Annotated in this window: 15 protein-coding genes; 11 read left to right on the top strand and 4 right to left on the bottom strand. The window is 34.5% G+C overall.

The window, feature by feature from the left end:
• The first annotated feature begins 108 nt into the window (after positions 1-108).
• The 9 genes from opp3b (at position 109) to pepF (ending at position 10,702) form a co-directional block, all read left to right on the top strand.
• Complete coding sequence (opp3b, locus tag MHB55_RS05745; protein WP_144537720.1) at positions 109-1,041, top strand: oligopeptide ABC transporter permease; 933 nt, start codon at positions 109-111, stop codon at positions 1,039-1,041.
• Positions 1,041-2,060: an oligopeptide ABC transporter permease gene (gene opp3C, locus MHB55_RS05750; protein ID WP_151110791.1), complete on the top strand. Its 1,020-nt coding sequence runs from the start codon at positions 1,041-1,043 to the stop codon at positions 2,058-2,060. Before opp3b ends, opp3C begins: the two co-directional genes overlap by 1 nt.
• 15 nt (positions 2,061-2,075) lie before the next feature.
• Positions 2,076-3,131 carry an ABC transporter ATP-binding protein gene (locus MHB55_RS05755; RefSeq protein WP_144537724.1) on the top strand — a complete coding sequence of 352 codons (1,056 nt, stop codon included), beginning with the start codon at positions 2,076-2,078 and terminating at the stop codon, positions 3,129-3,131.
• A complete protein-coding gene (locus tag MHB55_RS05760; RefSeq protein ID WP_144537726.1) occupies positions 3,131-4,072 on the top strand; it encodes an ABC transporter ATP-binding protein in 942 nt (313 codons plus the stop codon). Before MHB55_RS05755 ends, MHB55_RS05760 begins: the two co-directional genes overlap by 1 nt.
• Positions 4,073-4,435: 363 nt before the next feature.
• Positions 4,436-5,650 carry a putative glycoside hydrolase gene (locus MHB55_RS05765; RefSeq protein WP_144537727.1) on the top strand — a complete coding sequence of 405 codons (1,215 nt, stop codon included), beginning with the start codon at positions 4,436-4,438 and terminating at the stop codon, positions 5,648-5,650.
• A 573-nt stretch (positions 5,651-6,223) separates the two neighbouring features.
• Positions 6,224-6,619 (top strand): transcriptional regulator SpxA, encoded by a 396-nt coding sequence (gene spxA, locus MHB55_RS05770; RefSeq protein ID WP_186318146.1) that lies wholly within the window; start codon positions 6,224-6,226, stop codon positions 6,617-6,619.
• 222 nt (positions 6,620-6,841) lie between these two features.
• The gene (gene mecA, locus MHB55_RS05775) at positions 6,842-7,504 is read left to right on the top strand and encodes an adaptor protein MecA (protein ID WP_144537730.1); all 663 of its coding nucleotides are present in this window, start codon (positions 6,842-6,844) and stop codon (positions 7,502-7,504) included.
• A 168-nt stretch (positions 7,505-7,672) separates the two neighbouring features.
• Positions 7,673-8,839, top strand: a complete 1,167-nt coding sequence (locus MHB55_RS05780; protein ID WP_340862806.1) for a competence protein CoiA — start codon at positions 7,673-7,675, stop codon at positions 8,837-8,839.
• Between the two features lie 48 nt (positions 8,840-8,887).
• The gene (pepF, locus tag MHB55_RS05785; protein WP_340862807.1) at positions 8,888-10,702 is read left to right on the top strand and encodes an oligoendopeptidase F; all 1,815 of its coding nucleotides are present in this window, start codon (positions 8,888-8,890) and stop codon (positions 10,700-10,702) included.
• 635 nt (positions 10,703-11,337) lie between these two features.
• Here the strand turns inward: pepF and MHB55_RS05790 are convergent.
• The 4 genes from MHB55_RS05790 to MHB55_RS05805 all read right to left on the bottom strand — a co-directional run bounded on the left by MHB55_RS05790 (position 11,338) and on the right by MHB55_RS05805 (position 13,894).
• Entirely contained in the window at positions 11,338-12,159 is an 822-nt protein-coding gene (locus MHB55_RS05790) for a ClpXP adapter SpxH family protein (RefSeq protein ID WP_186318115.1), read from the bottom strand.
• Positions 12,156-12,554: a globin domain-containing protein gene (locus MHB55_RS05795; RefSeq protein WP_151110781.1), complete on the bottom strand. Its 399-nt coding sequence runs from the start codon at positions 12,552-12,554 to the stop codon at positions 12,156-12,158. The genes MHB55_RS05790 and MHB55_RS05795 overlap by 4 nt, the downstream gene beginning before the upstream one ends.
• Positions 12,555-12,679: 125 nt before the next feature.
• Positions 12,680-13,270, bottom strand: a complete 591-nt coding sequence (locus tag MHB55_RS05800; RefSeq protein WP_225215864.1) for a lytic transglycosylase domain-containing protein — start codon at positions 13,268-13,270, stop codon at positions 12,680-12,682.
• 48 nt (positions 13,271-13,318) lie between these two features.
• On the bottom strand, positions 13,319-13,894 hold the full coding sequence (locus MHB55_RS05805; protein WP_154311250.1) for a CYTH domain-containing protein: 576 nt from the start codon (positions 13,892-13,894) through the stop codon (positions 13,319-13,321).
• Between the two features lie 97 nt (positions 13,895-13,991).
• Between MHB55_RS05805 and MHB55_RS05810 the strand changes: the two genes are divergently transcribed.
• Positions 13,992-14,378 (top strand): UPF0738 family protein, encoded by a 387-nt coding sequence (locus MHB55_RS05810; protein WP_144537740.1) that lies wholly within the window; start codon positions 13,992-13,994, stop codon positions 14,376-14,378.
• Positions 14,379-14,402: 24 nt separating this feature from the next.
• Positions 14,403-15,062, top strand: a complete 660-nt coding sequence (locus MHB55_RS05815) for a GTP pyrophosphokinase (protein ID WP_144537742.1) — start codon at positions 14,403-14,405, stop codon at positions 15,060-15,062.
• Positions 15,063-15,071 lie beyond the last annotated feature (9 nt).

Here is a 15,071-nt window from a genome sequence, read left to right on the forward strand (position 1 = left end):
AAATATACGAAATATTTTTACTATAAAATATAATTTTGACAAATTACTATTTTTTTTGTTTAATATATAGATTAGTAAAATTATTTATAAAATTTAGGAGGTGCAAAGATGGCAAAATATATTCTGCGTCGTGTTTTTTATATGTTTATCACGCTTTTCCTGATTGCTACAGCTACATTTTTCTTGATGAAGACGCTACCAGGATCCCCTATAAGCTCTGCTTCAAAACTATCCCCAGCTCAACTTGAAATAGTGGAAGCGAAATATGGATTGAATGATCCCATTCCCGTCCAGTATGCAAATTACATGCTTAACTTAGTTCAAGGTGATTTAGGTAACTCGTTTCAGTTTAAAAATGCTGAAGTTACTGATTTAATTCTTAGCCGAATCGGACCGTCTTTCCAAATTGGTGCTCAAGGTCTGATTGCAGGTGTTTTAGTAGGAATTATTCTTGGAATGATTGCTGCTTTAAAACAAAATACAATTTGGGATTATAGCAGTACAATCGTTGCTATTATCGGTATTTCTATACCATCTTTTGTATTTGCAACATTATTACAATATTGGTTAGGTGTGAAATGGCAAATACTTCCTGTGGCTTTATGGAAAGATGGATGGGCTTCAAGTATTATGCCGTCGATTGCATTAGCTATGGGACCGTTAGCTACCGCTGCACGTTTTATTCGAACAGAGATGGTCGAAGTATTGAGCTCTGATTATATTACACTAGCAAAATCTAAAGGAGCAAATGGTACTGAAATTGCATTTAAACATGCTTTGCGTAATGCTTTAATACCATTAGTAACAGTACTTGGTCCAATGGCGGCTGGATTGCTAACTGGGTCATTAGTAATTGAACAAATATTTGCAATCCCAGGAATCGGTGAACAATTCGTTAAATCTATTAATACAAATGATTATTCTATTATTATGGGTACTACTATTTTCTTCTCTGTATTCTTAATTGTTGTAATATTCATTATAGATTTGCTTTATGGAATTATTGATCCGCGTATTCGTTTGTCAGGAGGTAAGAACTAATGAGTCAAGACTTAAAAAAGTTACCTGCTGAATCATTTAACAGAGTTCAAGTAGATAGTAGCCAAGCAGAAAAAATTTCTAAGCCAAGTGTTAGCTTTTGGAAAGATGCCTGGTACCGTATAAGAAAGAATAAAGCTGCTATCGTTAGTGTTTTTATACTATTGATTATTCTTGTTATGTCACTTATTGGTCCACATATTGGCCCGCATGATGCAGAGACACAAACAATTACCCATGCTAACTTACCACCAAAAGTTCCTGGAATTGAAAAACTGGGTATTATGGATGGGTACGGCAACTTGGCAGGTAAAGAAGTAGATTTATATGAATTAAAGAAAGTAGACACATATTATTGGTTCGGAACTGACGGTTTGGGCCGTGACATGTTTGCGCGAGTATGGGAAGGAACCCAGGTATCTCTTTTCATTGCCTTTATGGCTGCGTTAATTGACATGGTAATTGGAGTAGCCTATGGAGGAATTTCTGGTTACTACGGTGGTCGTGTAGACGACGTCATGCAGCGTATAGTAGAAATTCTTATCGGTATTCCAAATTTAGTAATCGTTATTCTCATGATTATGTTTATGGATCCTGGTATCACAGCGATTATTATTGCCATTACGATAACCGGATGGATTGGTATGTCTCGTGTAGTTCGAGCACAGGTTTTGAAATATAAGAACCAAGAGTTCGTTTTGGCTGCCCGTACGCTAGGTGCTTCAAATAATAGAATCATAACAAAACATATTCTTCCGAATGTTTTGAGTATTGTTGTTATAAATACGATGTTTACAATACCTAGTGCAATTTTCTTCGAAGCTTTCTTAAGCTTTATCGGGTTGGGATTACAGCCACCTGCTGCATCTTTAGGTACGTTGATTAATGATGGTGTTAAATTACTTAAATTCCAACCACATATTTTAGTATACCCAGCTGTAATCATAAGCTTACTAATGCTGTCCTTTAACTTGCTAGGTGATGGTTTAAGGGATGCACTAGATCCGAAGATGAAAGACTAAAGGAGGAAAGCAAGGATGGAAAAAATATTAGAAGTTAAAGATCTAGAGCTTTCCTTCCATACTTTTGCAGGAGAGGTTAAAGCCATTCGTGGTGTTAATTTCGATCTTTTAAAAGGTGAAACACTTGCAATTGTAGGGGAGTCTGGTTCTGGTAAGTCAGTTACAACTAAGGCGATTATGCGTTTACTACCTGAGTCTAGCTCAGAATTTAAAAATGGACAAATTCTTTTCAATGGAAAAGATTTAACAAAGCTTACTGATAAAGAAATGCAAAAGATTCGTGGGAAAGACATCTCCATGATTTTTCAGGATCCTATGACATCCTTGAATCCAACGATGACAATAGGTAAGCAAATTATGGAGCCAATTTTAAAGCATCGTAAAGTAAGTAAGGCAGAGGCGAGAAAAATAGCAGTAGATTTATTGCGACTAGTTGGTATGCCAAAACCTGAGGCACGTATTAAACAATACCCTCACCAATTTTCTGGCGGACAGCGCCAACGTATTGTTATAGCTATTGCTCTTGCTTGTAATCCACAAATATTAATTGCAGATGAACCAACAACAGCATTAGATGTAACTATTCAAGCGCAAATATTAGAGTTAATGAAAGATTTACAGAAGAAGATTGATACATCAATCATCTTTATTACACATGATTTAGGTGTAGTAGCTAATGTTGCAGATCGAGTAGCGGTAATGTATGGTGGGAAAATTGTAGAAACAGGAACTGTAGATGAGATTTTCTATAATCCTCAGCATCCATATACATGGGGCTTGTTGAGTTCAATGCCTTCTTTAGACACTGCAGAAGAAAAATTATATGCAATTCCAGGAACACCTCCTGATTTGTTAAATCCGCCTAAAGGGGATGCTTTTGCCCTTCGTAGTGACTATGCACTGAAAATAGATTTAGAGGAATCTCCTCCATTCTTTAAAGTTAGTGATACACATTATGCTGCTACTTGGTTATTGCATCCAGATGCACCAAAAGTAGAGCCACCTGCATCAATAGTTGAACGTATGAAAAAGTTCCCTGGAAGTCGTTACTACGAAGGGAGTGTAAACTAATGGCTGAAAAATTACTTGAAATAAAAAATTTAAAACAATATTTTAATGAAGGTAAAGAAAATGAAGTTCGTGCCGTAGATGACATTAGCTTTGACATCTATAAAGGTGAAACGTTAGGTTTAGTAGGAGAATCAGGCTGTGGTAAATCCACAACTGGACGAACTATTATTCGACTATATGACGCCACTGAAGGAAAAGTAATTTATGATGGTGTTAATGTACATGACAAAAAATCTAAAAAAGATTTGAAAATCTTTAATCGTAAAATGCAAATGATTTTCCAAGATCCTTACGCATCATTAAATCCACGTATGAAAGTGTTGGATATAATTGCGGAAGGTTTAGATATTCATGGACTAGTTAAAAATCAAACAGAACGCAAGGCACGGGTTATTCAGTTATTGGAAACAGTTGGACTTAATAAAGAACATGCTGAACGTTATCCACATGAATTCTCTGGAGGTCAACGTCAACGTCTTGGTATTGCAAGAGCTTTAGCAGTTGAACCTGAGTTTATTATAGCGGATGAACCAATCTCAGCTCTAGATGTATCAATCCAAGCACAAGTAGTTAACTTATTGAAGGAACTGCAAGAAGAAAAAGGATTAACTTACCTTTTCATTGCGCATGACCTTTCAATGGTTAAATATATTTCGGATCGAATTGGAGTTATGTATTTCGGTAAGCTAGTGGAGCTTGCTCCTGCTGAAGAATTGTACTTAAACCCATTACATCCTTATACGCAATCTCTATTGTCTGCTATACCTCTTCCGGATCCTAATTACGAGCGTACACGTGTGCGTAAATCTTATGATCCGTCAGTTCATAATTATGCAGATGGAGAAGAAATTGCAATGCGAGAAGTTACTCCAGGTCACTTTGTATTTTGTTCAGAGAAAGAATTCCAAGAACTAAAAGCTATTTCTCAATCACGTGCTTAATAAAACTTTTAATAATAGTAGGCTGAATCGAAGAAATTCGAATTAGCCTACTTTTTTTATTGGTTGGTTTATCTTTACAAAGTTAAAACCTTGTCAATAAACCATAGTAACCTATATCTATGGAAGAATTTAAAAATTATAAAGTTCTAAACTTCGCAAAAAAAGTTTAGTTAAATGCTATTATGGATAAATAAATATATACCCTAAAAATGTCTAATTAAACTTTAATACGAAGAGAGACAAATAATAAAGTTAAATTTTTGATTAATTAGGAATTTTATATCCATATTAGACTTATTGACTCTTTTCATCGAAGGATATAGTTGTTAGAATGTTAGACGTAAAGAAAGGAAGACGGTTATCATGCACAGAATAATAAAAGGAATTTTTGCAACGATGTTAGGTGTGTTTATCGTAGCACCTGTAGTAACTGCAGCAGAGACAAAATCTTTCTCAAATGAATTTACTGCAAAAGAATATGGCTACAAAACAATCGAGGAATCATTAGTAACCTCGTCCAAACTATTTGTCTACGATTCAGGTCTGACTTTTAACTACCCAGATGCAGTAAGAGGTGTTTATGTGACAGGTCACTCTGCAGGCGGGGAAAAATTCAATCAATTAGTCGAGTTAATGGATGCAACAGAGTTAAATGCCATGGTAATTGACATTAAAGATGATTTTGGAAATCTTACTTATAAACCTAAAGAGGATTCTCCTTTGGTTAAATATGAAATAGGTAAACCATACATAAAGGATCTTAGAGGAGTACTTGAAACGATGGAGGAAAAAGAAATCTATCCAATTGCCCGAGTCGTAGTATTTAAAGATACTGAACTAGCTGAAAGAAAACCGGAATTATCGTTTGTAGAGAACGGTTCCGTTTGGAAGAATGGAAGAGGTGAAGCATTTGTCAATCCCTTTATGCAAGAAGTATGGGATTATAATGTAGAAATTGCTATCGAAGCTGCAAAAATGGGCTTTAAAGAAATACAGTTTGACTATGTTCGTTTTCCAGAGGGCTTTGAAAAAAGGGATACAACACTTAAATATGGCATAGGTAAATATGGCGAATCGGATTTGGATTCTACGCAAAAAAGAGTATCAGCGGTAACTGACTTTGTTGCTTATGCAAGAGAAAAACTTAAGCCTTATGGAGTCCAAGTATCTGTGGATATATTTGGGTATTCAGCAACACTTCCTGAAGCACCAGGTATTGGGCAAAATTTTTCTAAAATCTCCGAAAACGTAGATGTGATTTCATCTATGATTTATCCAAGTCACTGGACATCCTATTTCGGCATTGCTAAGCCGGATTTAGAGCCTTACCGTCTTGTTCAAGAGTATGCAAAGGTGGAGAATGCTAAACTAGCAGAATTAGAAAGCCCTCCGGTATCAAGACCATGGCTTCAAGACTTTACAGCTTCATACTTAGGTAAAGGCAATTACCTTGTATACGGAAAAGAAGAGGTTGAAGCACAAATTAAGGCGTTAAATGAAGCAGGGATAAATGAATTCTTATTATGGAATGCAGGCAATAAATATTCTTCTGGTGTAGATTACACTCCGATAAATTAATCCATTAAAAAGTAGGCGATTGCCTACTTTTTTTGATTTAGAAAGTAAGAAGAATCATTTTACTCGGAGTTATCTGTGCTCCTCAAGCAATTTTTTTATTCGAAAGGAGGCAACAGAGAGGTTTTACAAATTGTATCTTTGGGAATAACTAATTATATAATAGAAGTGCAATGATTAGATCAATTCATTTTAAGAATTTTGCCATCAGAGAAATGTAGTTTTTTTGTCATAATGAAACTTTTCTTCATGGAAAACGTACTATATAGTGTAACAGCAATTTTCATTAGTAGCTGACTAAATGAGAATGATATTTTTTATAAAATTATGTTTAGGATCTTATGAAAATGGGTATTAATGTATTAAAAGGCACATTATTATTTTAGAAATATATTAAAATGTACACTTTATGAACGTTCTTTCAAATACTAATGCTTTCAGAAAATATTTCAAATAAATGTATTTTAAATACCTATATATTAGTGTATACTAATAAAAGTATTCAACTTAATTAAATTAATTATAATCTACTTTATATAACACAAGTAACAATCGAGAGGAAGTGTTTTTTGAATGATGGTTACATTATTTACTTCACCAAGCTGTACTTCATGTAGAAAAGCAAAAGCATGGTTAGAAGAGCATGAAATTCCTTACACGGAACGTAATATTTTCTCAGAACCTTTGAGTATTAGTGAAATTAAAGAAATACTTCGCATGACAGAAGACGGTACAGATGAAATTATTTCAACCCGATCTAAAATTTTTCAAAAGTTAAATGTAGATGTGGAGAGCTTGCCACTTCAAAGATTGTACGAGTTAATACAAGAATATCCTGGTTTACTACGTAGACCAATTATATTAGATGAAAAACGTTTACAAGTCGGATATAATGAAGACGAAATTCGTAGATTTTTACCTAGAAAGGTCCGTGCTTATCAGTTATTGGAAGCACAACGACTTGTTAATTAGTGCATAATAAAGCTGGTGGTTTTTCAAAGAAAATTTGAAAAACCACCAGCTTTTCTTTATCAGTTTTACTCGCCGCGTGTTATAATTTTTACATACTGTAAAATGTTGTATCAATTTTTTTAAAAGTGAAGCTGGAATCCTTTTCTTTTTTTCTTAAACAACATACAATAGTATTAGACACTACAGTAATGAGGCGGTAAGAAGCGAAAGGAGATGTGTTAAATGGATATCGAGCGCATCAATGACAACACTTTCAAAGTATACATTTCATACATCGACATTGAAGAAAGAGGCTTCAGCCGAGATGAAATTTGGTTTAATAAAGATAAGAGCGAGCAGCTTTTTTGGGAAATGATGGATGAAGTTCATGATGATGATCATTTTGAAGAGTTAGATGGTCCTTTGTGGATACAAGTTCATGCGATGGAAAAAGGTTTAGAAGTGATTGTCACTCGAACAGAAATGGCAAAAGATGAACAATCAGACGATAGCTTAAGATCAGAAGATTTATCAAATAAGATTTTTAAGAATGCTGTCTCCAATATGGGGCCACATGAGTTTGATGATTTTTCGAACTATATGGATGACCTAGATGAAATACCTTCCGAATATACATTTGTATTTGAAAATTTTGAAGATGTAATTGGCTTGTCTAAAAAACTTGAGGATTTAGATTTTGATACTTCCTTATATCATTATAACGAAAAATATTACTTACATGTAGCGTTTGATATGGATTTGGTTGAGTTAGAAGCTATATTAAATACATTAAGTGTTATTTCAGAATTTGGACAAAGCACTAAAACAACCATTCACATAATTCAAGAATACGGCAAAGAAATAATTGCTAATAATGTAATGGAAGAACTTAATAGACATTTTTAATGCCTTCTTTAAAGAAGGTTTCAGATTGTAGGTGAAGTTATTTTTTAACTTTTTCTACAATCTTTTTTTTATGAATGATTCAAAAACAAAATATATGAAAAAGTAGTTAACATATAAAAATTACATTATTGTGATTTTTTTGAATCATCTGTATAGTAGGGGTTGGAGGTGATTTTCATATTAACAGCTTTAACTACGGAAGGTAAGGTTTTTATCCCTTCTCACTATTCGTATGACATTTTAAAGTATAGTAAGCGCTCCGTTCATTTTCAATGTGCTGAATGTCATGAAAAGGTAATATTAAGAATAGGGAATATAAAAGTGCCCCATTTTGCACATTACCGCAACTCGTCGTGTGCCCATTCTTTTTCAGAAGGAGAAAGCCAAGATCATTTGAATGGAAAAATCCAGCTTTATGATTTTCTAGAACGCTTAAAAATTCCTTGTGAACTGGAGCCCTATCTCCAAGATATTAAACAAAGGCCAGATATTTTAGTCCAAGCCCAGGAAAAAGTAGCATTAGAATATCAGTGCAGTAAAATAACTCCCGAGGTTATTCGAAAACGTAATTTGGGATATCAAAACTCAAATATCCAACCCCTTTGGATCTTAAAAACCCCCGACTTAGCCGATTTTTCTTCGAAATCGATAGGTTCGATGAAAATAGCTCCTTTTCAACTTGAATTTATCCTGTCTACCAAAGCGTATGGTAGAATTCTTATCACCTTTTGTCCTCAAACAAAAAACTTTTGCTACTTATCTAATTTTCTCCATGCTTATTCCAATTATTTTGTCGTTAAAGTAAATAAATTACCCATTAGTCTACAAACATGGCCATTAGCAATGGTAAAAAAAATAACAGAGGAAGAATTCCAGGAATATCTCATTATTTACAATAAAAAACGTCTAAATCGGTTAAACAATTTATATCTTTATAATAGAAAGGGGATTCAATCCGAATTTTTGAAGGTTTGCTATAGATGGAGAATTCATCCTCAGCAGATACCTATGTTCATAGGCATACCATCACTTGAAGCAGAAGCCTTTCTTGAACATAGCTGTGAATGGCAGCTACAATTAATCGACTTCTTACAAGTAAATAAGATTGCTTTAAATTCAGTTTCTGTTCATCATTATAGTTCATTCCTAGCAACTAGCCGTTGGAGAAAGTCAGAACAAATAGAAAAACGAATGAAGGCTATACAAGCATATATAGATGTAATTCAGGAATGCTTAGAACAGACGGATAAAAATATCTCAGATAGTACATTTAATTACCCAAAAATGTATAAGATACTTTATCAGCATTTCCTTGCAAAGGGAGCAGAAAATTGAGAAAATAGAACTGATTCGTTGCACGAAACAATGGAAGGAGAGGTAAAAATGTCAGCAGACGTTAAGAATAAAATATTAACAAGAAATGAAGTTGAAGAAAATCTTACTTGGAGATTAGAGGATATTTTTCCTACAGAGGATGAATGGGAAAAAGATTTTAGCGAGGTAGCAGAATTAGCTAAAAAGGCATCTTCTTATCAAGGGACGGTAGAAAATGGACCGGAAGCATTATTAAATGTATTAACATATCGTGATGAGTTAACTATGAGATTGCGTAAGCTCTACACTTATGCCCATATGCGCAGTGACCAAGATACTGCAAATAGCAAATATCAAGCGATGGATAGTCGGATAAAATCTTTATTTGTAAAGGTTTCTACAGAGCTTTCATTTTTGGTGCCTGAAATATTATCTTTAGATGAAACGACTCTAAAAAATTATTTACAAGAAAATAAAGGCTTACAAGTTTATCGCCAAATGCTTGAAGAAATAAACAAGGAACGTCCGCATGTACTTCCAAAAGAACAGGAGGCTTTACTCGCGCAGTTTGCTGAAATTGCTGGAGCCTCGGCAGATACCTTTGGAAAATTAAATAATGCTGATTTAGAATTTCCGTTTATAAAGGATGAAGAGGGTAATGAAGTACAAATAACACATGGTCGTTACTCACGCTTTTTAGAAAGTGAAGATAGAAGAGTACGGGAAGATGCATTTAAAGCTATGTATGAAACTTATGGTAAGTTTCGCAATACTTTTGCATCCACTTTAAGTGGAAATATTAAAGGCGATAATGTTAATGCTCAAATTAGAAATTATGCATCTGCAAGAGAAGCTGCACTATCGACAAATCACATTCCTGAATCTGTATATGATAATTTAGTTGGAACAATAAATAAAAATGTTCATTTACTTCATAGGTATGTTAGTCTACGTAAAAAAGTTTTAGGCCTAGAGGAGTTACATATGTGGGATTTATATACGCCACTTGTTAAAGAGCTTAAAATGGAGTATACGTATGAAGAGGCCTGTAAGACGATGCTAGAGAGCTTTGAACCATTAGGTGAAGAATACGTATCAATAGTAAAAAACGGCCTTGAGAATCGCTGGGTGGACGTTGTAGAAACGAAAGGTAAGCGGTCAGGAGCATATTCATCGGGTACCTATGGAACAAATCCATATATTCTAATGAACTGGCAAGATAATGTGAATAACTTATTTACACTTGCTCATGAGTTTGGACATAGTATTCATAGCTATCATACAAGAGAAAATCAACCATATGTATATGGAGATTATTCTATTTTTGTTGCAGAGGTTGCCTCTACTTGTAACGAGGCATTGCTGAATGATCACTTACTCAAAACAATAGAAGATCCTAAAAAGCGCATTTACTTGTTAAATCATTGGCTAGAAGGATTTAGAGGGACAGTATTCAGACAAACAATGTTTGCAGAGTTTGAGCATATTATTCATCAATTAGACCAAGACGGAGAAGCTTTAACAGCAGATAAGTTAACAGAGGTCTACTATGAATTGAATAAAAAGTATTTTGGTGATGATATAGTAATTGATGAGCAAATTGGATTAGAATGGGCGAGAATTCCACACTTCTATTACAACTATTATGTATATCAATATGCTACTGGTCTAAGTGCTGCAACCGCTCTGAGCAATCAGATTTTATCTGAGGGCAAACCAGCAGTTGAACGCTATATCAATGAATTCTTAAAGGCCGGATGCTCGGATTATCCAATTGAAGTATTGAAAAAAGCAGGAGTAGATATGAATACAGCTGCTCCAATAGAAGAGGCTTGCCGTGTATTTGAAGAGAAGTTAAATGAGTTAGAGAAACTATTATCGTAATTGTTTATGACGTCCAATCCATTAAAGGATTGGACGTTTTTTAATTCATACAAACTTAAGGAAACTTAGATGTATTCTTTAATATTGACGAATTTGTGAAAGTGGAGCTTAATCGGTTGTTTTTATCACTGGAGCATGCTAAAGTAAGAGTGTGAAATAAATCACAAGATAACATACACCCCTTTGTTTGAACGTGAACATTTCTCCCATCCCCTTTGTAAAAAGCCCTTTCCTAACTGAGGAAAGGGCTTTTTCTTTTTTTTGATAAATAAGAAAAAAAGTTCTTTTAAGCAGCTTCAATAAGTAGTTTGTAAATCATACTCGTACATTTATATGTTTTGATAAAAGAAACAAGCCGCGACTCCAGTGGGTTGACTAAGGCAAACAAACGTGAATGCGGCATGCGGCTATGATGGCTTAACAATCACCTCAGGGCTTCAAATTAGCATCTAATTTAACTATGCTTACTCCAACCTAGTTATTTGTAGCAACAGATGGCTACTCCTCAGCAGAAAGCGTCCGTAAAACGGAAATGTCCCTCTATTTTTCAATGATTCTTATATAAAATCCAATGTAATAAAAAGAACTGTAAACAATTCATAATAGAATTGTTTACAGTTAGCTTCAGTATATATTTATCTATTTTTTAAACGCCATAATACTAGATTTGGGAGCAAAACTCTTTCGACTTCTTGTCGTAAGAGAAGCTTTTTGAGCTCAAATTCAGCTTGTTGCTCTGTTAAACCATAATAATCGGCGATTTCCTTAGTGGTTAATGAATGAAAACGATTAAATAATTTATCTAGTCCGGGTGGATCTTGTCTTCTTGGAAGATCATCTAACATTTCTTGTAAAATTTGTACGTATATATCATAAGAATAAGTGCCGGATATTTTAATGCCTTCATCTTCAATATGTTCATTGAAAAAGACAATCGTAGGAAATGTGTCTACTTCCATTTCACATGTGATGGATAAATCACTTTGGAAGGAACGTAGGCATTCTTTCGACTGAAAGTCACGTGAAAATTCCTCTACATCAATTTTGGCTTCACTAGCTAGCTCCTGTAATACAGAAAAGGAAGTAACATTCTTTGTTTGAAGAAATAAATATTCCTGTATTTTGTTGAAAAAACGAAGTGCTGCTTTTCTACCTTGAAATTCTGCCGCTTTTACTGCAATTGAAGGTAAGACAGAATGCTGGCTATATGGATAGTTTATATTATCGTCTACTGATGTTTCACTTGTGGCGTTGCAAACAGTATTCAAGTTGTTAAGTCGAGTGCTAAGGACTGTACGAATTGTAAAGTACTGACCGTACTCTACTTGCAATTTCCGAATAATCGGTTGCAAATCCCAACAAGCAGAACAAAGTGGATCTAAAAACATATACATTTCAAGTGGCTTGTTTGTAATAGGAGTTGCGATCGGCTCAACCGGAATTTGTATTCTTGTCACATCTTTTCCTCCTCATGACTCATTTGATTGACCATGTGGTTGGCAGTAAGCACAAGTCTTCTATATAAATCATGTCGCACCTTTCCTTCCAGTCCGACTTCGTCCATGGCTTCTGACATGCAGCTTAGCCATGCTTCTGCACGTTCAGGTGTAATCGAGAAAGGGTTATGACGCATCTTTAACATTGGATGGCCATGTTCTTCTGTATATAAGTTAGGTCCCCCAAGATATTGGGTTAAAAATTGTTTTTGTTTACGCGCGGTTTCCGTTAAATCATCTGGAAAAATTGGCTTTAGCTTTGGATGTTTTGCTACTTTGCTATAAAACGTATCAACAAGGAGTGATAATTTTTCTGCACCTATCTCGTCGTATGGTAAAATCGGGCTCTGTGTCATAGTTGTTTACTCCTTTGCTTTAGCGCTAAATACATTTTAGCAATCTAATACGAATATCTCAAACAATTAGACTGTGATAAAAATAAATATAGAAAAAACGACCATTTTTAAAGGTCGTTTATACGTTATGCCAAGAAGTTGTTTAGAACTTTTTTCACATAATTCTCTGTTTCTTTATAAGGAGGAATACCATTATACTTTTTTACTGAACCGGGTCCTGCGTTATAGGCAGCCAAAGCATTTTCTATATTACCATCAAATTGTTCAAGCATTTGCTTCAAATACTTTGTCCCACCCATAATATTTTGTTCCGGGTCAAGAATGTTCTGTACTCCTAAATACTTAGCTGTTCCTGGCATTAGCTGCATCAATCCGGAAGCTCCCGCAGAGCTAACTGCATTTGGATTATAATTGGACTCTTGTTTAATGACAGAAGAAATAAGCTTTGCTGGCACATTATATGCTTCTGAAGCTCTATTTATAAGTTCATCTATTGATGAGGAACCTATAGAAGTAGAGGCTTGTCTTATATTTAAGGAATTATTTATACCATTTTCGGGTATATAAACTGGTAAGTCGCCACTATAAAATAGTGAATCTATATTATCAGATGAACTGCTATTAGTATTACCTTGCAGAACCTGGCCAAGCATTTCTGAAAACAGGGCGGATGTGCTATTGTTTTGGGTGCTTTGGACACTTCCCAGTATTTGCATTGCATTTATATCCATCAATGTTTTTAAAGACTTAATATCTATAAGTCATCAACCTTTCAAAGAATTCATAGCCTTTACAAGGCGTGCAATCTTTTTATCGGTCGAACGAAGGGGAATTTGATGCCTATCCAGTAATTTAAAAAAGAATTTTTGCCCTTCTTCGACATCTTTACATTCAAATTCTATCTCATAATCTTCTACGTTACTATATAAGGAGTGATCCAAGAAAAGTGTTCCTTCTTCTAACTTCAATTGGGCGCGATTAGTTTGTATGCTACCAAAGCAAGTAAGAGGTTTAGTAGAAATAATCTCCTCTATAAACGGAATGGAAGGAAAAATAGCTTTCTGTATAATTATATCTCTTTCATCATCAGTAACCAAAACTGTTTGCTCATTCATAATATGCTCTTCAATTGGAGTCTTCAGTGTAAGCTCATTGCGATCATCAAGAACTCTTAAACGAAACCCCATGCGATTATTTTTAAAGAATTGGTCTGCTGTATCGTAATAATAATTAACCTGAGTTTTAAATTCATTTGGTTTAATGTTAAAGAAATCACTTATTCTCGTGAATTCTTCTTTAGTTAATAAGTTTTTAAATTCAATCTCTTGCTCCGATTGCATAGTCTCACACCTTTCTTATTATTTCATTATAGACGGTTTGCAAGGAGTTTCAATATGTTAAAATAGTTACAGAATAGACAGAAGGGAACGATGTGTTTTGCCTATTACATTTCAAGTACAAAGCGGAGTACAACTGGAAAATGATATTCGCTTTACTTTAGAAGATGTACCTCAAGGATTGACTATAAAAGCAGGTGGTCAGATGATTACAGATTCTGATTCATTAGCCTTCGTATATTTATTGGAGGGAGAGACTGAATATCACTATCTGAAATTCGGTCAGGATGTTTGGCCATTGCTTGTCAGCACACTTAAGGCGGTGCAAGATCCCGTATTACAAATTGGGGATAAAAGAATCGTCTTAGAAAAATTTAAAGAAGAATTAGAAATGCTTATATTTAATATTGAAGGAAATGATAACTATGGAGCAGATTTTGCTCAGTCAGTTGAGAATGCTTTTAATGAAATTTTAAAAGCGGAATAAGTGTTCAAGTGGAGGTTTATTAGTATGGGCCAATGGGAACGTTTTTTAGAACCATATAAACAGGCAGTTGCAGAGTTAAAAGTTAAATTAAAAGGAATGCGTACTCAATTTGATATTGAGAATACAAATTCCCCGATTGAATTTGTAACTGGTAGAGTGAAACCACTCGCAAGTATATACGATAAGTCATTAGAAAAGGGAATTGTGTTTGAACCTTCTGTAACGCTTGCAAAAGAAATACCGGATATTGCGGGACTGCGAATGATGTGTCAATTTGTCGATGATATAGAAACGGTGGTTCAGTTACTTCGAAGTAGAAAAGACATCACTATTGTTGAAGAGAGAGATTATATAAGTCATAAAAAACAAAGTGGTTATCGATCCTTTCATGTGATTATTGAATACCCTGTTCAAACCATTCATGGAGAGGTAAATATATTAGCGGAAATTCAAATCCGCACTTTAGCAATGAATTTTTGGGCCTCCATTGAGCATTCGTTAAATTATAAATATAAAGGCGTATTTCCAGAAGAGATAAAAAATCGTTTGCAATATGCAGCTGAGGCTGCTTTTCGTTTAGATGAAGAGATGTCTCTTATCAGAGGGGAAATACAGGAAGCCCAAAAGTATTTTAGTGAAAACAAGGAGCTATCCACTCCTCGCATCAAAGAAGAAAAAATATAAAGAGAGGCC

It is taken from the genome of Psychrobacillus sp. FSL K6-1267, assembly GCF_038003265.1.
GTDB classification, from domain to species: Bacteria; Bacillota; Bacilli; order Bacillales_A; family Planococcaceae; genus Psychrobacillus; species Psychrobacillus faecigallinarum.